The organism is Streptomyces sp. NPDC058401 (assembly GCF_042722885.1).
In the GTDB taxonomy this organism is placed as follows: domain Bacteria; phylum Actinomycetota; class Actinomycetes; order Streptomycetales; family Streptomycetaceae; genus Streptomyces.
Map to the genome: position 1 here is coordinate 14,817 of NZ_JBHXKA010000085.1, position 20,392 is coordinate 35,208.

Below are 20,392 nucleotides of genomic sequence, written 5' to 3' on the forward strand. Positions count from 1 at the left end.
GTGATGTGGGCGGGCATCCTGCCAAAAGCCGCATCGATCTTTCAACCACCCGTCCACGGCGGGGCCCTGACAGCCGATCGCCGAGTTGGTCGCCAACTCGTCCGTGCTGTTCACTCCTTCGTGTGGCCGGGCGGGCGATGTGCGGCCCTCTTCCCAACTCACTGCGAGGGTCTGAGGCGGTACGGCGGGTACGGCGGTGGGTGCGCGCAAGCGCCACGCACCGACCAGCACCGACCGAACAGCGCACGTACCGGGCATCACCTGCCAGGCATCAGACGACGAGCACGAGCAGCACACGTAAACAGGATTGCGAGCACCGGTGCAGAAGAAGCGGCCTCGGAAGAACGGCACCGTCGCGAACGGCACCGCACCCGACGGCACCGCACCCGACCGACGAGCCCCCGGCGGCCCGGTCGCCGCGACCGCACCCGCAGGGCGCCGCGTCCGCGTGCGCCGCAGGCTGGTCATCGGGGTCGCCGTGGCCGGGCTCGCCGTGCTCGCGGCGGGAGCACCCGCCGTCCTGTCCGCCTCCGCGGACCTGAACGACTCCCAGCAGCTGGTCACCCTCGCCGACCGGAGCCGGCAGACCCTCACCCTGGCCCACCTGCTCGGGGACGAGCGCGACGCCGTCACCGCGTACGTGGCCAAGGGCCGCCCCGGCGGCGCCCGGGGCGCACAGGCCGCCGCCGTCCAGGAACGCACCGCGGGCACCGACCGCCAGCTCGCCGAGGTCCAGGCCGACGCCGACGAGGAACTCGCCCGCGCCCTCGGCCGGGTCGGCGCCGTCCGCACCGAGGCCGTCGAGGGCAAGGACAGCGCCCTCGCCGCCCATCAGGCCTATTCCGGAGTCATCGCCGAACTCCTCGCACCGAGCGGCCGGCTCGCCGAACTGACCCCGCCGCGCGCCGCCGACGCCCTCGTCACCGCCCGCCCGCTGGCAGCCCTCGGGCAGGCCGTGGAGCAGGCCTCCGCCACCCGCGGACTGCTCCTCGCCGCACTGTCCGTACCGGGCGGCGACCGGCAGCCGGGCACCGCCGCCGTGGACGAACTCACCGCCGCCGCCCAGCGGGCCCGCGTACGGGAGCAGGGCGCGCTCGACGACTTCGCGCGCGCCGCACGCCCCGACGTGCGCCAGAGCCTCACCGCCACCGTCACCGGACCCGAGGTCAAGACGGCCGACGACTACCTCAAGCGGCTCACCGACCGGCCGGCCCTGTCGGCCGCCGACCGCAAGCTCGACCCCGGCACCGTGGGCCCCGCCCTCACCGCCCGCGTCGACCGGATGCGCTCCGTCGAGGCCACCCTCGCCGCCCAGCGCGCCACCGCCCTCGCCGCACTGCGCGACGACGACGTGACCGCACTGGAGGTCATGGTCGCCTTCCTCGGCGTGCTGTTCCTCGTCACCCTCGGCATCTCCACCGCCATCGCACGCTCCCTCACCCGGCCGCTGTCGGTCCTGCGGCGCGGCGCGGCCCGGCTGGCCACGCCGGAGGGCTCGGTGGAACCGGTCCGGTTCACGGGCCGCAACGACGAGTTCGCCGAGGTGGTGCGCCACCTCAACGCGGTACGCGACCAGACGGTCTCCCTGCACACCCGGATCGCCGGACTCGACGCCGACCGGCGCCGCCTCATCGGCCGCAACGAGGCGCTCTCGGCCGGCCGGGAGGCACTGGAGGAGGAGCTGTCGCAGCTGCGGGCGGGGCTGGAAGAGCACCGCCGCATCATGTCGACCGCGTCCGTGTCGCTGTCCCTGCGGACCCTGGGGCTCGTCGAGCGCCAACTCGCCGTCATCGAGGAGCTGGAGTCCGAGGAGCCGGACCCGGACCGCCTCTCCACCCTCTTCAAGCTCGACCACCTGGCGACCGTGATGCGCCGCCACAACGAGAACCAGCTCGTCCTCGCCGGCCAGGAACACGGCCACGGCCAGGGCGCGGCGGTGCCGCTGGTCGACGTCATGCGGGCGGCGGTCAGCGAGATCGAGCGCTACGAGCGCGTCGACCTCGGGGTGCTGCCCTCGTACACGCAGGTCGCCGGGCACGCCGCCGACGACATCTCGCACGTACTGGCGGAGCTGCTGGAGAACGCGACGACCTTCTCCCCGCCCGACGCCAAGGTCAAGGTGTCCGGCTGGCTGCTGGACTCCGGCGACGTGGTGCTCTCCGTGGTCGACGAGGGCATCGGGATCACCGGGGACCGGCTGACGACCCTGAACGAGCGGCTGGCCACGCCCGACGCCTACGACGAGGAGCCCGAGTCCGAACACGGCCTGGGCCTCGGCCTGTACGTGGCCGGGCGGCTCGCGGCCCGGCACGGGGTGAGCGCGGAACTGCGCGCCCCGCAGCACGGCGGTACGGAGGCCCTGGTCGTCGTACCGGCCGCGCTGCTGCCCGCCACCCCGCCGGCTTCGCCCGTCCACACCCTGGGCGCGCCGGGCGCACCCGCGCTGCACCTGCCCGGGGTGATCGCGGAGGCCAACGAGAACACCCTCCCCGCACGCGTACGGGGCCTTGCCGGCCTCCCGCCCGAGGCCGCGGCGGCCCCGGCGGCCCCGGACCGGCCGGAGCCCGCCTTCGCGGTGGAGCAGGAGCCGGAGCCGCTCATGGCGGAGCCTGCCCCGGCTGCGTACGAAGCCGCGCCCGAAGCCGTCACCATGGCACCGGCCGTGGACCCGGAGCCCGCCCCGTTCGCCGAGCCCGAGCCCGAGCCCGGATCCGCCCCCGGCGCCTTCCCCGAGCCCGAGCCCGCGCACGAGTCCGCGCGGGCCTCCGCCGCGGAGCCGCCCGCACGGGTGGCTCCGGAGCCCGCACCGGCGGGGTTCGTGCCTCCGGCCGGGCAGCTGCCGCCCACGGAGCAGGTGTTCCGCGTCCCGGCCCCGGTCGAGGTGCCCGCCGAGCAGGTGTTCCGCGTACCGCCGCAGGCCGGGGCGCCGGCCGGGCAGCCGCACCCGGACCAGGCCGCCGAGGCGCCCGCGCCCGCCCCGTACGGGACCGGGCCCGAGGAGGTCCTCACCGACAAGGGGCTCCCGAAGCGGAGCCCGCGCACGGTGGCCGCCGGACGCACGGACGAGGTGCGCCCGGCGCCGGGCCGGGTGGACGCCGACGAGCTGCGCCGCCGGCTCGGCGGGTTCTACCGGGGCGCCCAGGACGGGCGGCGCGTCGTGGAGGCCGAGCTCGCGCAGGCCCCCGGACAGGACGCGCCGCAGGACCCCCGACAGGGCCCGCCGCAGGACCAGGGGCAGACCGACCGGGGGGACACCGCACAGGAGGCACGCACATGAACGCGTCCAGTACGTACGGACTGAGCACCCAGGCCCGCAACCTTCAGTGGCTGCTGACCGACCTCGTGGAGGAGGTCCCCGGGGTCAACTCGGTGGCCGTCGTCTCCTCGGACGGGCTCCTCCTGCTGTCCTCCGATCCGGTGGCACCCGACACACCGGGCGCACCTTCCGCACCCGCCCGCCCCAGCGGCCCCCGCGGCGCCTCCGCCGATCTCGCGACCATCGTCTCCGGCCTCGGCTCGCTCACCACGGGCGCCGCCGCCCTGATGGACGGCGGCTCGGTCAAGCAGACGATGGTGGCCATGGAGCACGGTTCCGTGTTCGTCATGTCCATCAGCGACGGCTCGCTCCTCGGCGTGCACGCCACGCCCGACTGCGACATGAGCGTCGTCGCGTACCACATGGCCTTGTTCGTGGGCCGCGCCGGCCACGTCCTGACCCCCGAAGTCCGCAGTGAGCTGCGCCAGTCGATGGAGAACACCCCGTGAGGAGTCCGGCCTCCGACCGGCTGCCGATACGCGGCGCCGACCGCCGTCCCGCCCGCGTACGCCCGTACTCGCTGACGGGCGGCCGCACCCGCTTCACCCAGGTCCTGAACGTCGAGACCTTCGTCGCGGCCCTCGACACCAAGGTGTCGGAACCGCGCAAGCCCGACCGGATGCCGGAGATGCCGGCGATCGTCGAGGTCTGCCGCCGCATGCGGACGATCGCCGAGATAGCCGCACTGCTGAAGCTGCCGCTCGGCGTGGTCCGCGTCCTGGTCAGCGACCTCGCCGACCAGGGCCGGATCCGTGTCTACGGGACCGGCCACGGCAGCGGCCGTCCCGACCGCGCTCTGCTCGAAAGGGTGCTCAGTGGGCTCCGCCGTCTCTGAAACCGACCTCTTCTCCTCCGCCGTCTCCTCCTCCGCGCACCCGGATGCCGGTCCGGGCACCGGTCCGGACGAGCCCGTACAGCCCTGGCAGTACGACCGCTCGCGCGCACCCGTCGCCGTGAAGGTGCTGGTGGCGGGCGGTTTCGGGGTGGGCAAGACCACGTTCGTCGGTTCCGTCTCCGAGATCCGGCCGCTGCGCACCGAGGCGGTGATGACCGAGGCCGCCGCTCCGACCGACGACCTGTCCGGGACCCCGGACAAGCACACCACCACCGTCGCCATGGACTTCGGCCGCGTCACGCTCGACGACGACCTCGTCCTGTACGTGTACGGAACCCCCGGCCAGGAGCGCTTCTGGTTCATGTGGGACGACCTGGTGCGCGGGGCCGTCGGCGGGATCGTCCTCGCCGACACCCGGAGGCTGCGCGACTGCTTCCCCGCGCTCGACTACTTCGAGAGCTGCGGGCTGCCGTACGCCGTGGCCGTCAACCACTTCGAGGGGACGCCGTCGTACGCACCGGAGGACGTGCGGGAGGCGCTGACCATACCGGCGCACGTACCCGTCGTGATCATGGACGCGCGGCGCCGGGTGACGGTCCTGGAATCCCTGATGACCCTCGTGGGCCACGCCCTCGACTCGACCCCCGAATAGAGAACGTCCAGATGCGCAAGATACTCGTCGTCGGCGCCGGCCAGTCCGGCCTCCAGCTCGCCCTCGGACTCCAGGCGAAGGGGTACGAGGTCACCCTCATGTCCAACCGGACGGCGGACGAGATCCGCACCGGTCGGGTCATGTCCACGCAAGTCATGTTCGACACGGCGCTCCAGCACGAGCGGGACCTCGGGCTGAACTTCTGGGAGCAGCAGGCGCCGAAGATCGAGGGCCTGGGCGTCTCGGTCTCCGCCCCCGACAGCAGCCGCGCCGTCGACTGGCTCGGCCGGCTGAAGGGCTTCGCCCAGTCCGTCGACCAGCGCGTGAAGATGGCCGGCTGGCTCGACACCTTCGCGCAGCGCGGCGGCCAGCTGGTCATCCACGGGGCCTCCGTCTCCGACCTGGACTTCTTCTCCCGCACCTACGACCTGGTGCTGGTCGCGGCCGGCAAGGGCGAGCTGGTCTCGCTGTTCGGGCGGGACGCGGCCCGCTCCCCGTACGACGCCCCGCAGCGCGCGCTCGCCGTGTCGTACGTGCACGGGCTGGCTCCGCGCCCCGAGCACCCGGAGACGGAGGCCGTGCGCTGCAATCTGGTCCCGGGCGCCGGCGAGCTGTTCGTGATGCCGACGCTGACCACCTCCGGGCGGGCCGACATCCTGTTCTGGGAGGGGATCCCGGGCGGACCGCTGGACGTCTTCGGCGGGGTCAAGAACCCGGCGGACCACCTCGCGCTGACGCTGGAACTCATGGAGAAGTTCACTCCCTGGGAGTACGCGCGGGCGACGAAGGTGGAGCTGACGGACGCGGGCGCCACGCTCGCCGGGCGGTACGCCCCCGTCGTCCGCAACCCCGTCGGCCGGCTGCCCGGCGGCGGGCTGGTGCTGGGCGTGGCGGACGTGGTCGTCGCCAACGACCCGATCACCGGGCAGGGTTCGAACTCCGCCGCCAAGTGCGCGGCCTCGTACCTCTCCTCGATCCTCATGCACGGGGACAAGCCGTTCGACGAGGCGTGGATGAAGGCGACCTTCGACAAGTACTGGTTCACCAGCGGCAAGCCCGCCACCCAGTGGACGAACGCGATGCTCGGGGTCCCGCCGGAGCACGTGCTGAACCTGATCGGTGCGGCCGGGCAGCTCCAGCCGGTGGCGGATCGTTTCGCCAACGGCTTCGACAACCCGGCCGACTTCGACGCGTACTTCTACGACCCCGAGGACGCGGCGGACTACCTCGCCGACGTCGCGGGCCCGGTCTCGCCGGAGTAACCCGCATCGTCCCCCGCCTCCGCGGACCCGCCCGGCTCGGACCCGCCCGGCTCGGGCAGCGGCGGCGGGGTGAAGGCGGACAGCGGCGCCCCGTCCGGGTCCGGCCGCACCGCGCCGAGCAGCGGATTCGCCGCGATCGGCGAGACCTTCACCCGCGCGCCCGGCCGGGGCGCCTGGATGACCTTGCCGTCGCCGACGTACAGGGCCACGTGGGTGGCGGTCGGGAAGTACACCACCAGGTCCCCGGGGCGCAGTTCGTCGAGCGGCACCCGGGGCAGCCGGGCCCACTGCTCCTGACTCGTCCGGGGGATCTCGCGGCCCGCGTGCGCCCAGGCCTGCGAGGTCAGCCCGGAACAGTCGAAGGAAGCCGGCCCCTCGGCGCCCCAGACGTACGGCTTCCCGATCTGCGCCGCCGCGTACGTGAGGGCCGTGCCGCCGGCCGCGGTGGGACGGCGCGACTGCGCTCCGGGGCTCCCCAGCTTCCCCGAACCGACCAGCTCCCGCTGCGCCGTGGCGGTGTCCTCGGCCTCGCGCGTCTCCAGCTCGGTGAGCTGGGCGGGGCTGAGCGAGGCCAGCATCCGCTCGACCTCCTTGAGCTGCGCGGCGGCCTCCTCCTTGCGCCCCTTGGTCTCCGCGGCCAGCTTCTGCTCGGAGTCCAGGGCCTTGCGGGCGGCGGTGGCGAGGGCGTCGGCGTGCTTCTCGCCCTTGGTGAGCCGCTCCAGCGCGGCGGCCCGCCGGGCGCCCTCGTGCTCCGCGACCCGGCGCTGGTCCAGGGCCCCCTGGGGGTCCCCGGCGAACAGCATCCGGGCGTACGGGGAGAACCCGCGGGCTCCCTTGTACTGCTCGCGCGCCAGCCGGCCGGTGGTGGCCTGGGCGTCCGTGACGGCGGTACGGGCCCTGCCGAGCTCGGTGCTGAGCCGGCGCTCCTCGCGCTGGCGGCCGGTGAGGGCGGTCTCGGCGGCGTTGTAGGCCTCGGAGGCCTGCTCGGCGCGCTGGTAGAGGCCCTGGAGGCGGGTGAGGAGCACGCCGACGGGTTCGGCGGGGGAGGCGGGGGCTGCGAGGGCGTCAGAGGTCGCGGGAGTGTCCGGGGTGTCCGGTGCGGCGGGTGCTTCCGGGGCCGCGGGGACGCCGGGGGTGGTGGGCTCGGCGTGGGTGACGGGGAGCGGGCCGGCCGTGACGAGGGCTGCGGCGAGGCACGCGGCGCGAAGCAGCCGACGTCTGCGTCGTCGTGACATGGGGTCACCTCCTGGCGGCCGATGCTGCCATGCGCGGTATGACAAATCGCCCAGCCGGGGCGGCCGTGCCGCCCTGCTCACCCGGTCGGCCTACGGCCGTCGGCCGGGCCCGATGAAACGCTTGATGCGGCTTTTGCCAAGTAGGGGGTGAGGGGCCGACGGGGTCCCGGAGACCAGGGGAGGGGCCGGGGTGGACAGCGCACACGAGGACCGCGCGGGGGCGGGCACCGCGAGGACGGGGAGCAGGGGGAAGGACTCCGGGTGGGCGGGGGCCGGGCCACCGGACCTCCGGACGCCGGAGGGGTTCGGAGCGTTCTACGAGGAGCACATCGACGCCGTGCTCGGGTTCGTCACCCGGCGGGTCACCAACCCGCACCTGGCGGCGGACCTGACGGCCGACATCTTCCTCGCCGCACTGAAGGACGTGGCCGGCTACCGGCCCGACAAGGGCGTGCCGATCGCCTGGCTCTACGGCATCGCGCGCAACGTGCTGGCGAGCCACGCCCGTGCGGGCGCCCGCGAGCGCGGAGCGCTGCAACGGCTCAGCGGACGCAGGCTGCTCGACGACCAGGACGTGGCGGCCCTGGAGGAGCGGATAGACGCACAGCGGGCCTTCCGTGACCTGGCCGAGCGGCATGCCGCCCTGTCGGAGCCGCTGCGGGCCGCGCTCGACCTGGTCTTCATCGACGGCCTCACACCGGCCGAGGCCGCCCAGGCCCTCGGCGTCACCCAGGCCACGATCCGGGTCCGCCTGCACCGCGCGCGGCGCGCGCTGAGAACCCCGGCGGACCCCGCCGTCCCTGCCCCGGCACAGCGGTTGGAGGTAGCACGATGAGCACCAGGCCCACGGCGTTCGAGGAGCGACTGAAGGCGGAGCTCGTGGCGATAGCCGCGGACCGGGCGGAGTCCGGCGGAGAGCCGGAGCTCGTCGCCCGCTCGGCTGTCCGGCGCCTGCGCATACCCCTCGCGGTCGGGCTGGCGGCCGTGGTGGCCGCCGGCCTGATCGCCCTGCCGGTCATGGGGGACCAGGGGGGTGGTTCGGCTGCGTACGCCGTGAGCAGGAGCGATGACGGCACCATCGTCGTCGATCTGTACAACCCCGAGGGAATCTCCGGCGTGGAGCGGGAGCTCCGGGCACTGGGCATACCCGTGGCCGTGGTTCCCGAGAAGCCGGAGGCGGAGTGCCCCATGGTGGCGGGCGGCTTCGACGGGCCCGTGGGCCTGATCACGGACGAACGCGGCGTGATCGTGGGCGAGTCCCAGGAGCAGCTCTTCGGCTTCAGGAAGGGTGGGGGCGGGGGTCTCGTCCTGACGATCAATGCGAGGACGCTCCCCGCGGGGCACACCCTGGTGCTCGTGGATCCGGTGCGGCCCCGGCTCACCTATGTGGGCGCCGGCTCGATACCCACGGAGCGGGTGCCGTCCTGCGTACCGGACTTCACCATCACCGACGCCCCGACGATCGACATGGACGCCCCCCGGAAGGGGGCGGGAGGGGGCGCCCAGAAGTAGTCGCCCGGGCCGCTCGGCCCGGGGTCAGCCGGACAGCAGGCGGGCCTTGGCCGCGGAGAACTCCTCCGGGGTGAGCAGGCCCTCGCGGGCCAGGGCGGCCAGTTGGGTCAGGCGGTCCGTCAGATCGGCCCCGGGGGAGGCCGGTCCCGGGCCGGAGTGGGGAGCCGGGCGGGTGGCCGCGGGCTCCCGGCGGTCGGAGGGGGCCGCCGGGGGCGAGGGGGCAGGTCCGGGATGCGTGGCGGCCGGGCCGGGATGCGCGGCGGTCGGGCCGGGGGCCGCGGCGGCCGGGGGCGTGCCGTCCCGGGGCTGCGGGGACGCGACTGCCGCCGGGCGCTGGGCCGTGTCCCAGACGTAGGCCCCGCGCGCCAGGATCCCGCGCAGCAGGGGGTGGCCCGAGGGGCGCACGGACGGGTTCACGACGGAACCGATGGGGCGGATGAACATCAGGCCACCCCCAGCCGGTCGGCCGGGAGGCGGACCGCTCCCGCGATCCGGCCGCCCGCCGCACGGACGGCGATGGCGGCGTCCTCGGCCCACACGTGCTCGACGACCAGGAGGAGGGCGCAGCTGCCGCGGTCCATCAGTTCGGCCGATTCCCTGACGTCCTCGGGGCCGATCAGCGGGGCCGCCTCGCGGTGGGCGAGCAGGCCCCGGAGTTCGACGAACTCGTCGAACTCCGCCGACAGCACCTCGCCGCCCGCGGTCTTGGTGGCCACCAGCCCGTCGATCAGCCGCACGACCCCGGCCTTGCGCAGCCCCATCACCGCCTCGACCGCCGCGACCCGCAGCTGTTCTTCCGGAAAGGCCAGGACGATGAACTCCGCAGGTCCCATGAGAAGGAGACTCCTGATCTGTTACTTCGCTTCCGACCAGTTCTGACGACTCTTCGGCACACTATGACATAAGCGGACATACGGCCCGGCTCCTTGCTACGTTTCCCCGTATGACCGCTCTGACGGCGAAGGTGACGGAACCCGCCCCGCCACCGCCACCCGACGCCCGTGCGCCCAAGCGTCGCGGAGTCGAGCTGTCGCTGCTCTTCGGCGCCGTCCTGATCGCCGTCCTCGGCCACCTCTACGTGGGGCTCGCCACCACCGGCCGCATCCCCGCACCCGCCGCCCACTACGCCGCCGGCCTCGCCATGGCCGCGCTCGTCGCCCACCTGGCCGTCCGCCTGTACGCCCCGTACGCCGATCCGCTGCTGCTCCCGATCGCCGTCCTGCTCAACGGCCTCGGCCTCGTCCTCATCCAGCGCCTCGACGTCACCACCCCCGGCAACGCCACCGCCGGTGAGCAACTGCGCTGGTCCGCACTCGGGGTGGTGCTCTTCGTGCTCGCCGTCGCGCTGCTGCGCGACCACCGGGTGCTGCAGAAGTACGCGTACCTGTCCGTCGCCGTCGCACTCGTGCTGATGCTGGTGCCCGTCTTCTTCCCGGCGGTGAACGGGGCGCACATCTGGATCCGGTTCGCCGGGCTCTCCTTCCAGCCGGGGGAGTTCGCCAAGATCCTGCTCGCCGTCTTCTTCGCCTCCTACCTGGCGGCGAACCGCACCGCCCTGGCGCTCACCGGGCGCACCCTCTTCTGGAAGCTGAGGCTGCTGCCCGGCCGGGTCCTCGGCCCGATCCTGGCCATCTGGCTGCTCTCCGTCGGCGTGCTCGTCCTGGAGCGCGACCTCGGGACCTCGCTGCTCTTCTTCGGCCTCTTCGTGATCATGCTGTTCACGGCCACCGGCCGGATCGGCTGGATCGCGATCGGGCTGCTGCTGTCGGCCGTGGGCGCGTACGCGGTCGGGACGTTCGAGCCGCACGTGCACGGCCGCGTGGACGACTGGCTGAATCCTTTCGCCTCCATCGAACGCGGCGACGGCCCCGGCCAGCTCGCCCAGTCCCTCTTCGCCTTCGGGGCCGGTGGGCTGCTCGGCGCCGGGCTCGGCCACGGCCAGTCCTTCCTCATCGGCTTCGCCGCCAAGTCCGACTTCATCCTCGCCACCGCCGGGGAGGAGCTCGGCCTCGTCGGCCTCACCGCAATCCTGCTCCTCTACGGGCTCCTCGTCGCCCGCGGCTTCCGCGCCGGGCTGGCGCTGCGCGACCCCTTCGGGCGGCTCCTCGCCACCGGACTCGCCTCGATCGTCGCGCTCCAGGTGTTCGTCATCGCCGGCGGAGTCACCGGCCTGATCCCGCTGACCGGCATGGCCATGCCCTTCCTCGCCCAGGGCGGCTCCTCCGTGGTCACCAACTGGATCATCGTCGCCCTCCTCGTCCGGCTCAGCGACAGCGCCCGCAGACCCGGACCGGCCGAGGAGGCCGACGCGTGATCCGCTACATCCGCTGGTGCGCGTACTTCTGCGCCCTGCTGCTCGTCGCCCTGCTGGTCAACGTCACCCGCGTGCAGGTCTGGGAGGCCGCGGGCTACGGCGCGAACCCGGCCAACAAACGCCCCGCCATCGAGCGCTACGCGGAACCGCGCGGGGACATCATCGTCGACGGCCGCCCCGTCACCGGCTCCCGGGACAGCCGCCAACTGCTGCGCTACGAGCGCACGTACAAGAACGGACCGCTCTACGCGCCCGTCACCGGCTTCGCCTCCCAGACCTACGGGACCAGCTTCCTGGAACGCGCCGAGGACCCCGTCCTCTCCGGCACCGACCCCGGGCTCTCGGCCTTCCCGCTCTGGTACGAGCTCTCCCGCGGCCGCCCGGGCGGCGGCAACGCCGCCACCACCATCCGGGCGAACATGCAGCTGGCCGCGTACACCGGGCTCGCGGGCAAGCGGGGCGCCGTCGCCGCCGTCGAGCCGGCCACGGGCAGGATCCTCGCCCTGGTCAGCAGCCCCTCCTACGACCCGGCGCTGCTCTCCGGCACGGGGCCGCAGGTCAAGGCGGCCTGGGAGAAGCTCAACGCCGACCCCGCCAAGCCGATGCTCAACCGGGCGCTGCGCGAGACGTATCCGCCCGGCTCCACGTTCAAGATCGTGACGGCCGCCGCCGCCCTCGACGCGGGCGTGGTCACCGACGTGGACGCGCCGACCGAGACCCCGGACCCGTACCCGCTGCCCGGCACCAGCACCCTGCTGCCGAACGCCGGTACGGGCTGCGCCGACGCCTCGATGGCGGACGCGGTGCAGTGGTCGTGCAACACGGTGATGGCGAAGATCGGCGTACAGGTCGGGCTGCGCGGGATGACGGAGGCGGCGCGGCGGTTCGGCTTCAACGACGCGCGGCTGCGGGTGCCGGCCTGGGTGTCACGGTCGAACTTCGACACCGACATGAGCCCCGACCAGCTGGCCCTGTCCTCGATCGGACAGTTCAACACCAAGGCCACCCCGCTCCAGATGGCGATGGTGGCGGCGGCAGTCGCCAACGGCGGCGAGCTCAAGGCCCCCTACCTGGTGGACCGCACGACCCAGGACGACGGGGACCCGGTCCGCCGCGCCGACCAGCACAGCCTCGGCCGGGCCATGACCCCGCTGACCGCGATGCGGATGCAGGAGCTCATGGTGAAGGTGGTCGAGAACGGCACCGGCCGCAACGCGGCGATCCCCGGCGCGGTGGTCGGCGGCAAGACCGGCACGGCCCAGCACGGCGTCGGCAACGCGGGCACCCCGTACGCCTGGTTCATCTCCTGGGCCAAGCCGGCGGGCGGCCGGCCCCCGGCCGTGGCGGTCGCGGTGGTCGTCGAGGACGCGTCGGCCGTCCGCGGGGACATCAGCGGCAACGGCGCGGCCGCACCGATCGCCCGCGCGGTGATGGAGGCGGCACTGTCCACGCCCGCGCGGTCCGCCCCCTGAACCAGGGCCGTCGGCCGGGTCTGTCGGCAGGGTCTGTCAGCCGGCCCGTCGGCCCGGCCCGGCAGGGGCTGCCCCGGCCACCGATCCGGCCGCCCGGGGTATCCCGTGCCGCCCGCCGCTCTAGGCGCCCGTGCCCGCGCCCTCCGTGATGGCCTCCGCCACCTCCGCCACCCGCTCTTCCTCCTCGGCCGCGAACCGCTCCCGGTCGAGGGCCTCGGCGATCTCCTCGTCCTGGCTCATCAGCAGGTCCAGGTTGGAGTTCCCCATCTCGAAGACGCCCATGTCCAGGTACGCCTTCTGCAGCCGCTCGCCCCACAGCCCGATGTCCTTCACGCACGGCACGATCCGGCTGAACAGCAGCTTGCGGAAGAGCGCCAGGAACTCCGACCGCTCGCTGAACTCCTCCGCCTCCGCGCGCGAGATGCCGAAGTTCTCCAGCACCTCCACCCCGCGCAGCCGGTCCCGCATCAGGTAGCAGCCCTCGATCACGAACTCCTCGCGCTCGCGCAGCTCGGCGTCCGACAACTGCTTGTAGTAGTCGCGCAGGGCCATCCGCCCGAACGCCACGTGGCGGGCCTCGTCCTGCATCACGTAGGCCAGGATCTGTTTGGGCAGCGGCTTGTTCGTGGTGTCGCGGATCATCCCGAAGGCGGCCAGCGCCAGCCCCTCGATGAGTACCTGCATGCCCAGGTACGGCATGTCCCAGCGGGAGTCGCGCAGGGTGTCGCCGAGCAGTCCCTGGAGGCTGTCGTTGATCGGGTAGAGCATCCCGATCTTCTCGTGGAGGAAGCGCCCGAAGATCTCCGCGTGCCGGGCCTCGTCCATGGTCTGGGTGGCGGAGTAGAACTTCGCGTCGAGGTCCGGTACCGATTCGACGATGCGCGCCGCGCACACCATCGCGCCCTGCTCGCCGTGCAGGAACTGGCTGAAGTTCCATGCGCTGTAGTGCCGGCGCAGCTCGCCCCGGTCCCGTTCCGTGAGCTTGGCCCAGTGCCGGGTGCCGTGCAGCGGAAGCGCCTCGTCCGGGGTGCCCAGGGGATCGTACGGATCCACCTCGATGGACCAGTCGATGCGCTTGGCGCCGTCCCACTGCTTGTCCTTGCCCTTCTGGTACAGGGCCAGCAGCCGCTCGCGGCCGCCGTCGTACTCCCAGCTGAAACGGGCATTGCCGGATGCGGGGACCGGCCAGACGGTCTCGCCCGGATCGTTGGTGTAGAGCTCGTGCGTCGACACTGACGCCCCCTCGCCTCACGTAGTCGCGTACTTCCGTACGGGGCTGGACAGTTGGCAGCGTCACACGTTGGTAGACGCGCGGTCAACAAGTCGTGCGCGGGGGATTGACGGTCTTGCTGACAGGCAGTCTCATAAGGAGTGACCGCCGGTAACTCGACGCAGAGGTGTCCGAAGCCATGACCACCGTGACCGAACGAGCCGAGCTGCGCGACGCCCTCGGCCTGCTCAAGGACCGCGAGCAGATCGCCGAGCGGCTGCTCGAATCCTCGGCGAAGCACTCCTTCGACCCGGACAAGGAACTCGACTGGGACGCCCCGCCCATCGACGGCAAGTACTACTGGCCGCCCGAGCTGCTCTCCCTCTTCGACACCCCGCTCTGGAAGAAGATGGGCGAGGAGCAGCGCATCGAACTCTCCCGCCACGAGGCGGCCGCGCTCGGCTCGCTCGGCATCTGGTTCGAGATCATCCTCATGCAGCTCCTGGTCCGGCACGTCTACGACAAGTCCCTGACCAGCAACCACGTCCGGTACGCGCTCACCGAGATCGCCGACGAGTGCCGCCACTCCATGATGTTCGCCCGCATGATCAAAACGGGCGGCGCCCCCGCGTACCCGGTCTCCCGCTCCAACCACAACCTCGCCCGCATCCTGAAGACCATCTCCACCACCCCCGGCTCCTTCGCCTGCACCCTCCTCGGCGAGGAGGTCCTCGACTGGATGCAGCGCCTGACCTTCCCGGACGAGCGCGTCCAGCCCCTCGTCCGCGGAGTCACCCGCATCCACGTCATCGAAGAGGCGCGCCACGTCCGCTACGCCCGCGAGGAACTGCGCCGCCAGATGCTCACCGCCCCGCGCTGGGAGCAGGAACTCACCCGCGTGAGCTGCGGCCAGGCCGCCCGCGTCTTCTCCCAGGCCTTCGTGAACCCCCACGTCTACGACAACATCGGCCTCGACCGGCACGAGGCGCTCGCCCAGGTCAAGGCCAGCGGCCACCGCCGGGAGGTCATGCAGACCGGGGCCAAGCGGCTCACCGACTTCCTCGACGACATAGGCGTGATGCGCGGAGTCGGCCGCAAGCTCTGGAAGAGCTCGGGCCTCCTCGCCTGAACCCCGCCTGAACACCCCTCACCCCAGGGCCGCGGGGTGGGGCTACCCTGCGGACATGACAGCCGTACGGGCGTACCGCAGGTTGAGCGTCGAGGAGCGCCGGGCCCAGCTCCTCGACGCGGCCCTGACGTTGTTCGCACACCGGGCGCCGGAGGAGGTCTCGCTGGACGACGTGGCCGAGGCCGCCGGAGTCTCGCGCCCCCTCGTCTACCGCTACTTCCCCGGCGGCAAGCAGCAGCTCTACGAGGCCGCCCTCGGCTCGGCCGCCGACGTCCTGCGGCTCTGCTTCGCCGAACCCCAGGCCGGCCCCCTGACCCAGCGGCTCTCCCGGGCCCTGGACCGGTACCTCGCCTTCGTCGACGAACACGACGCCGGCTTCGCCGCCCTCCTCCAGGGCGGCAGCGTGGTCGAAACCTCCCGCACCACCGCCACCGTCGACGGCATCCGCCGGGCGGCGGCCGAGGCGATCCTCTTCCACCTCGGCGTACCGGCCCCCGGCCCGCGGCTGCGCATGATGGTGCGCACGTGGATCACGGCGGTCGAGGCGGCCTCGCTGATCTGGATCGACGAGGGGAAGCAGCCCGAGATCGACTCGCTCCGGGACTGGCTGGTGGACCAGTTCATCGCCCTCCTCACGGCCACGGCCGCCACCGATCCGGAGACGGCCGCGGCGGCCCGCGCCGCCCTCGCGCTCGAATCGGCGGACGGCCCGGTGGGGGTACTGGCCCGCCGGGTGATCCCGGTGGTCTCCGAGGCGGCCCACCTGCTGTGACCCTTGAACAGCTGTGACCCCTGAACAGCTGTGACCCCTGAACAGCTGTGACGTCCGAAAAGCTGTGACGTCCGAAAAGCTGTGAGACTGGAGGGGTGAGAAGCCAACCCACCCCCTTCGAGGGCGGTCCGATGGACGGCCGGAGCCTGCCGATCCTCCTCGGCCCGACCGGCCACCCGTCCAAGTGGTACGAGATCCCGGTCCCGGCCCCGGACGGCGGCGCCCCCACGGTGCTGCTCTACGAGCGGGTCCCGGCGGGGTACTCCAAGCGCCTGGGCCTCCAGAAGGGCTGGAAGTACGTCTACGCCCCGGACGGCCAGAAGCCGAAGCTCCGCTGGCCCTGGACGAAGCCGACCCCGCCGGCGGTGTGACCGGCCGGTGTGACCGGCCGGCGGGGCCTCACGGCAGCCGGGCCTCGACCAGGGTCAGTACGGCCTCCGCCCCGCCCCCCGCGTCCGCCGCCTGCCGGAACACCAGCCCTGCCCCGATGACCTCGGCCTGTCCCACCGCGATGGTCAGCCCCAGCCCGTGCCCCTTGCTTCCGTCCCCGGTACGGAACCGCTGGGGCCCGTGGGACACGAGGTACTCGGGGTAGCCGTCGCCGTGGTCCCGTACGGTCACCACCGGCCCGTCCACCGTCATCACCACCGGCGCCCGCCCGTGCTTGTGGGCATTGGCGACCAGGTTGCCCAGCACCCGCTCCAGGCGCCGCCGGTCCGTCTCCACGTGCGCGTCCCGCACCACGACCACCTCGGTACCGGTCCCCGACGCCCGCACCACCCGCCGCGCGAGGCGCCCGAGCTGGTGCAGGTCCGTCTCCACCACCTCGCTGCCCGAGTCGAGCCGGGAGATCTCCAGCAGGTCCTCCGTCAGCTGCCGCATCGTGCGCACCCGCTCCTGCACCAGCTCCGTCGCCCGTCCCTCGGGCAGCAGTTCCGACGCCGCCTGCAGACCGGTCAGCGGGGTGCGCAGCTCGTGCGCCACGTCCGCCGTGAACCGCTGCTCCCGCTGGAGCCTGGTCTGCAGGCTGCCCGCCATCGTGTCCAGGGCCGCCGCCACCGTCGCCACCTCGTCCTGGTGCCGCGAGGAGTCCTTCGTGCGCGGGTCCCCGACCCGGGCGTCCAGGTCGCCCTGGGTGATCCGGCGGGCCACCGTCGCCGTCTGGTGCAGCCGTCGCGTCACCCGCGTCACGGCGAAGGCGCCCACCAGCAGCGTCCCGCCGATGGCCAGCACCGAGGAGCCGATGATCGCGTTGTCCAGCCCGGAGATCGTCCGCGCGCTCTGCCCGTAGTCGACGGCCGTGGCCAGCGCCTTGCCGTCGGCCGGAGCCGCCGCCCACATCAGCTGCCGGTCCCCGAACCGGGCCACGAGCGTCCCGCGCTGCCCGGACAGGGCCAGCGCGCGCAGCTGGTCCGGGAGCCCGGCCGGGTCCAGCCCGGACTCCGGCGGCAGCACCTCGCCGGCCTCGTAGGCGCGCGAGGCGTCGTTCAGCTTGCCGAGGGCCTTCTCGCGGGCCGTCGCGACGGTCTGCCGGGTCACCTCCACGTGCACGAGCACACCCAGCACCGCGGCGAGCGAGCAGCACATCAGCACGATGAAGCACGCCGACTTCCAGGTCAGCGTCGCCGTCCACGACGGCAGCCGGAGCCTCACCGCGAGGCCCCCGGCGAGGCCGTTCCCGAGGTCGCTCCCGAGGCTTTTCCCGCGCCCGGACTCGGACTCGGACTCGGGGACGGGCCCGGCGCCCGGCCCGGACCGGTGCTGCCGGGCACCCGGACGATCTGCTCCCACGTCGGCAGCATCGAGCGCTGCGTCTCGTCCCAGGACCAGGTGGTGTTCACCTCGTAGCCGGCGTTGCCGCTGGGGACGCGCAGGATCACGTCCCGTCCGGCCAGCTCGACGCTGATGACGGTGTCGGTGGTGGCCATGATCCGGTTGAGCCGGCCCTCGGCGTCCGCGGTGTACACGCGCACGGACATCTGCTGCTCCGGGTACTCGATGCCGACGATCAGCTCGTCCTTGCCGTTGCCGGTGAGGTCCCGGTAGTACGGCGTCAGCACCGGACACTTCTTCGGATCGGCCCCGTCCGCCCCGCACTCCTTGATCGCGGCGACGGTCTCGGGCGGCATCCCGTCGGGGCCGGTCTGCACGTTCGGGTGCGCCCGCAGCTCGGCCTGCACCAGGGTCGCCGGGTCGATCGCGTGCACGTTCTGGTCCTGCACGGGCGCGATCCCCGGTACGTACTCGGGCGGCGCACCTCCCGGATCCGCGGGCGGTACGACGGCCCCCGCACGCCCCGGCCACAGATGTACGGGCCCGCTCGCGGTCGGGGTCGCCCCGGCGCCGGCCAGCCCGCCGGTGTCACCGCAGGCGCCCGCCAGCGGCAGCAGCAGGAGGGCCGGCAGAACGGCCCGGAGGCGCCGGCGCCGCTGGAGGCTCCGAGGTCCGGAACCGGAACCGGAGGAGGGAGCGGATCCGAGTGCTGCGTCGCCCACCCGTCGGCCCTCCTCTCCCATGAGCATGTGCCCGTCCACAGTAGGCAGAGCCGCATCGTTTCTGCCCGCGAGTCCGGGCCCGCGGGACCCCGGTGCCCGACGGGGCGGGGAGAGCGCCGCCTACGCGTCCGTACGCCCGCGGCGCAGCATCGCGAAGCCCAGCCCGGCGGCGCCGACCGCCGCTATGCCGCCGCCCGCGGCGAGCAGCAGCATGCCGTCGCCCGGGCCGTCGGCCAGCGTGCTCAGGCCCAGCGCCTCGACCGTGCCGCCGGGGCGGGACGGCGCCGAGACGGGGACGACCCGCCCGTCGCGGCTGGCGGTCTTGTGCCCGCCCGCACGTGCGGCACCGGAATCCCCCGAACCACTCCCACTCCCACTCGCGGGCCCGGCCCAGGAACTGAGCCGGCCGTCGGACCGCAGCGCGAGGTGCATCCCCCCGGCGTCGGCGAAGCCGGTGCTGCCGTCACGGCTGGTCAGGGTGGCGGCCGTGGACCCGTCGGGGTTCAGGACATCGGCCTGGTAGGCGCCCTTGGCCATGCGGTACACGTGCGCGGTGGACACGCCGTCGGCGAGCGACAGGGTCTTGACCAGGGTCCGCGGGGCGATCACGCCCTGCACGGAGGCACCCTGCACGGAGGAAGTCGACGGCACCCCGTCGGCGAGCGCGACCGCCGTGGGCAGCGCCAGCAGGGTGCCGGCACCCACAGCCACGGCGGCGGCGCGTACGAGAGTGCGGCGGCTGCGGCTCACGGTGTTCACGGGAGGTCCTTCGGTGCAGGTCAGGCGCTGGGATGTCCAGGTGGGATAAACGTATGCAGCGGCCGTTGCGGTAACCCGTTGCTTCTGTAACAGCCATGCCTCAGCGACCCGGCGGAGTCGTTACACGCCACGGGCCCCGCGACACGTACCGCGGCCCGACCCCACCGGGGGATTGCCGCGGGGCGCCCGGGCTGCTCCCATGGACGGCGGGGGTGAGGACGATGGCTTCGAGGGGACTGAAGGTACTGCCGAGCGGCCGGCCGGGCCGCGGCCGGCTGTACGTGAACCTGCCCGACGGCAGGGCCGTGGCCTGGTACGACCGGCGGGCCAACCGGATCAGCGTGCTGGCGGACGAGCGCCGCGAGGAGATCCTGACGGCGTTACGCCCCTACCTCACCGGAACCGTGGCCATCGGCCCGCCACCCGTCCCCACGGCCGAGGACCTGCTCCGCCTGTCCCTCCCGCCCGACGAGGACCTGGCCCCCAACCGCCCGGGGGAGGCCCAGCTGGGAGCCCTCACGTACGGCACCGCGGGCACCCGCGCCCGGCACCGGCTCCGTCAGGAGCTCACGGTGCGGCAGCGGATGGGAGACGTCCTCGACGCCCTGGGGGAGACGGAGGACTGGAAGGTCCTGCACTCGATCCACCCCACCGTGGACCACCTGCTCATCGGCCCGCCCGGCGTCTTCTGCATCCGCACGGTCCAGGGCCGCCGCCAGCGCGCGGTGATCGGCGACCTCCTCCTCACGGTGGGCCGCGCCGACCCCACCCCGGACCCCCGCGAAACCCGCCGCGCGGCGGCGCACGCCACCCGCGCCCTCGCCACCCCGGTGACCCCGGTCCTGGCCGTGGTCGACGCGATCCGCCTGGAGGTGGCCCCCACCCTCCGCGACGTCCGCATCCTCACCCCGGCCACGACATCGACCTTCCTCACCAGCACCCCCACCACCCTCAAACCCCCAGACGTAGAAGCCCTCCACACCAAAGCCAGAGACCGCCGAACCTGGCACTAGGCGCAGCGGGCCCGGGGCGGTTGTGCCCTGGGTGGCCCGGGCGCAGCCATTGCAGCCGTCCGGCGTTTGAGGACCGGGGTCCGGGGCGGAGCCCCGAGGGGTCCGGGCGCAGCCCGGGACCCCTTCCAGCCCATCCGGCGCTTGAGGACCGCGCCCGGACTGGCCCGGGGACACCCCCAGCCCGTCAGGCGCTTGAGGACCGGGCCCGGACTGGCCCGGGGACACCCCCAGCCCGTCAGGCGCTTGAGGACCGCGCCCGGACTGGCCCGGGGACACCCCCAGCCCGTCCGGGGCTTGAGGACCGGGCCCGGACTGGCCCGGGGACACCCCCAGCCCGTCCGGCGCTTGCGGACCAGGTCCGGGCAGCGCCCGGGGACACCCCCAGCCCGTCCGGCGCTTGCGGACCAGGTCCGGGC

20 protein-coding genes are annotated in these 20,392 nt (G+C 73.4%); 13 read left to right on the forward strand and 7 right to left on the reverse strand.

All coding sequences use genetic code 11. The annotated features are described in order from the left end of the window. Positions 1–319 precede the first annotated feature (319 nt). The 5 genes from ACFWNV_RS26895 to ACFWNV_RS26915 are packed head-to-tail and all read left to right on the forward strand — an operon-like array spanning position 320 to position 6,065. On the forward strand, positions 320–3,277 hold the full coding sequence (locus ACFWNV_RS26895) for a nitrate- and nitrite sensing domain-containing protein (protein WP_383951966.1): 2,958 nt from the start codon (positions 320–322) through the stop codon (positions 3,275–3,277). Then, the gene (locus tag ACFWNV_RS26900) at positions 3,274–3,765 is read left to right on the forward strand and encodes a roadblock/LC7 domain-containing protein (protein WP_383951968.1); all 492 of its coding nucleotides are present in this window, start codon (positions 3,274–3,276) and stop codon (positions 3,763–3,765) included. The genes ACFWNV_RS26895 and ACFWNV_RS26900 overlap by 4 nt, the downstream gene beginning before the upstream one ends. Then, positions 3,762–4,151, forward strand: coding sequence for a DUF742 domain-containing protein (locus tag ACFWNV_RS26905; protein ID WP_383951970.1), 390 nt, complete (start codon positions 3,762–3,764; stop codon positions 4,149–4,151). Before ACFWNV_RS26900 ends, ACFWNV_RS26905 begins: the two co-directional genes overlap by 4 nt. Next, complete coding sequence (locus tag ACFWNV_RS26910; protein ID WP_383951972.1) at positions 4,132–4,803, forward strand: ATP/GTP-binding protein; 672 nt, start codon at positions 4,132–4,134, stop codon at positions 4,801–4,803. Before ACFWNV_RS26905 ends, ACFWNV_RS26910 begins: the two co-directional genes overlap by 20 nt. An 11-nt stretch (positions 4,804–4,814) precedes the next feature. Then, entirely contained in the window at positions 4,815–6,065 is a 1,251-nt protein-coding gene (locus tag ACFWNV_RS26915) for a styrene monooxygenase/indole monooxygenase family protein (protein WP_383951974.1), read from the forward strand. Here ACFWNV_RS26915 and ACFWNV_RS26920 read toward each other — a convergent pair. Next, positions 6,026–7,300: an NlpC/P60 family protein gene (locus ACFWNV_RS26920; protein ID WP_383951976.1), complete on the reverse strand. Its 1,275-nt coding sequence runs from the start codon at positions 7,298–7,300 to the stop codon at positions 6,026–6,028. The genes ACFWNV_RS26915 and ACFWNV_RS26920 overlap by 40 nt on opposite strands. Positions 7,301–7,490: 190 nt before the next feature. On the opposite strand from ACFWNV_RS26920, the gene ACFWNV_RS26925 reads away from it, so the two are divergent. Further along, the gene (locus ACFWNV_RS26925; RefSeq protein ID WP_383951978.1) at positions 7,491–8,135 is read left to right on the forward strand and encodes an RNA polymerase sigma factor; all 645 of its coding nucleotides are present in this window, start codon (positions 7,491–7,493) and stop codon (positions 8,133–8,135) included. After that, complete coding sequence (locus tag ACFWNV_RS26930; RefSeq protein WP_383951980.1) at positions 8,132–8,812, forward strand: hypothetical protein; 681 nt, start codon at positions 8,132–8,134, stop codon at positions 8,810–8,812. Before ACFWNV_RS26925 ends, ACFWNV_RS26930 begins: the two co-directional genes overlap by 4 nt. Positions 8,813–8,836: 24 nt before the next feature. Here the strand turns inward: ACFWNV_RS26930 and ACFWNV_RS26935 are convergent, their stop codons facing one another. Then, the gene (locus ACFWNV_RS26935) at positions 8,837–9,256 is read right to left on the reverse strand and encodes an SHOCT domain-containing protein (protein ID WP_383951982.1); all 420 of its coding nucleotides are present in this window, start codon (positions 9,254–9,256) and stop codon (positions 8,837–8,839) included. Beyond that, positions 9,256–9,645, reverse strand: a complete 390-nt coding sequence (locus ACFWNV_RS26940) for a DUF6325 family protein (RefSeq protein ID WP_266881121.1) — start codon at positions 9,643–9,645, stop codon at positions 9,256–9,258. Before ACFWNV_RS26940 ends, ACFWNV_RS26935 begins: the two co-directional genes overlap by 1 nt. A 110-nt stretch (positions 9,646–9,755) precedes the next feature. Between ACFWNV_RS26940 and ACFWNV_RS26945 the strand changes: the two genes are divergently transcribed. Then, positions 9,756–11,126, forward strand: coding sequence for an FtsW/RodA/SpoVE family cell cycle protein (locus ACFWNV_RS26945; RefSeq protein ID WP_383951984.1), 1,371 nt, complete (start codon positions 9,756–9,758; stop codon positions 11,124–11,126). Further along, entirely contained in the window at positions 11,123–12,598 is a 1,476-nt protein-coding gene (locus ACFWNV_RS26950; RefSeq protein ID WP_383951986.1) for a penicillin-binding transpeptidase domain-containing protein, read from the forward strand. Before ACFWNV_RS26945 ends, ACFWNV_RS26950 begins: the two co-directional genes overlap by 4 nt. A 120-nt stretch (positions 12,599–12,718) precedes the next feature. Here ACFWNV_RS26950 and ACFWNV_RS26955 read toward each other — a convergent pair whose 3' ends face one another. Then, the gene (locus ACFWNV_RS26955; protein WP_383951988.1) at positions 12,719–13,831 is read right to left on the reverse strand and encodes a ferritin-like domain-containing protein; all 1,113 of its coding nucleotides are present in this window, start codon (positions 13,829–13,831) and stop codon (positions 12,719–12,721) included. A 176-nt stretch (positions 13,832–14,007) separates the two neighbouring features. On the opposite strand from ACFWNV_RS26955, the gene ACFWNV_RS26960 reads away from it, so the two are divergent. The 3 genes from ACFWNV_RS26960 to ACFWNV_RS26970 all read left to right on the forward strand — a co-directional run bounded on the left by ACFWNV_RS26960 (position 14,008) and on the right by ACFWNV_RS26970 (position 16,080). Next, on the forward strand, positions 14,008–14,937 hold the full coding sequence (locus ACFWNV_RS26960; RefSeq protein WP_383951990.1) for a diiron oxygenase: 930 nt from the start codon (positions 14,008–14,010) through the stop codon (positions 14,935–14,937). 55 nt (positions 14,938–14,992) lie between these two features. Further along, positions 14,993–15,709: a TetR/AcrR family transcriptional regulator gene (locus ACFWNV_RS26965; protein ID WP_383951992.1), complete on the forward strand. Its 717-nt coding sequence runs from the start codon at positions 14,993–14,995 to the stop codon at positions 15,707–15,709. A 95-nt stretch (positions 15,710–15,804) separates the two neighbouring features. Then, positions 15,805–16,080 carry a hypothetical protein gene (locus ACFWNV_RS26970; RefSeq protein ID WP_383951994.1) on the forward strand — a complete coding sequence of 92 codons (276 nt, stop codon included), beginning with the start codon at positions 15,805–15,807 and terminating at the stop codon, positions 16,078–16,080. Between the two features lie 28 nt (positions 16,081–16,108). On the opposite strand, the gene ACFWNV_RS26975 is transcribed toward ACFWNV_RS26970, so the two are convergent. The 3 genes from ACFWNV_RS26975 to ACFWNV_RS26985 all read right to left on the reverse strand — a co-directional run bounded on the left by ACFWNV_RS26975 (position 16,109) and on the right by ACFWNV_RS26985 (position 18,963). Beyond that, positions 16,109–17,362 carry a histidine kinase dimerization/phospho-acceptor domain-containing protein gene (locus ACFWNV_RS26975; protein WP_383951996.1) on the reverse strand — a complete coding sequence of 418 codons (1,254 nt, stop codon included), beginning with the start codon at positions 17,360–17,362 and terminating at the stop codon, positions 16,109–16,111. Next, positions 17,359–18,204 (reverse strand): hypothetical protein, encoded by an 846-nt coding sequence (locus tag ACFWNV_RS26980; protein WP_383951998.1) that lies wholly within the window; start codon positions 18,202–18,204, stop codon positions 17,359–17,361. The genes ACFWNV_RS26975 and ACFWNV_RS26980 overlap by 4 nt, the downstream gene beginning before the upstream one ends. 120 nt (positions 18,205–18,324) lie before the next feature. Then, entirely contained in the window at positions 18,325–18,963 is a 639-nt protein-coding gene (locus ACFWNV_RS26985) for a hypothetical protein (RefSeq protein ID WP_383952000.1), read from the reverse strand. Between the two features lie 221 nt (positions 18,964–19,184). Between ACFWNV_RS26985 and ACFWNV_RS26990 the strand changes: the two genes are divergently transcribed. Further along, on the forward strand, positions 19,185–19,976 hold the full coding sequence (locus ACFWNV_RS26990) for a nuclease-related domain-containing protein (protein ID WP_383952002.1): 792 nt from the start codon (positions 19,185–19,187) through the stop codon (positions 19,974–19,976). Positions 19,977–20,392: the final 416 nt, after the last annotated feature.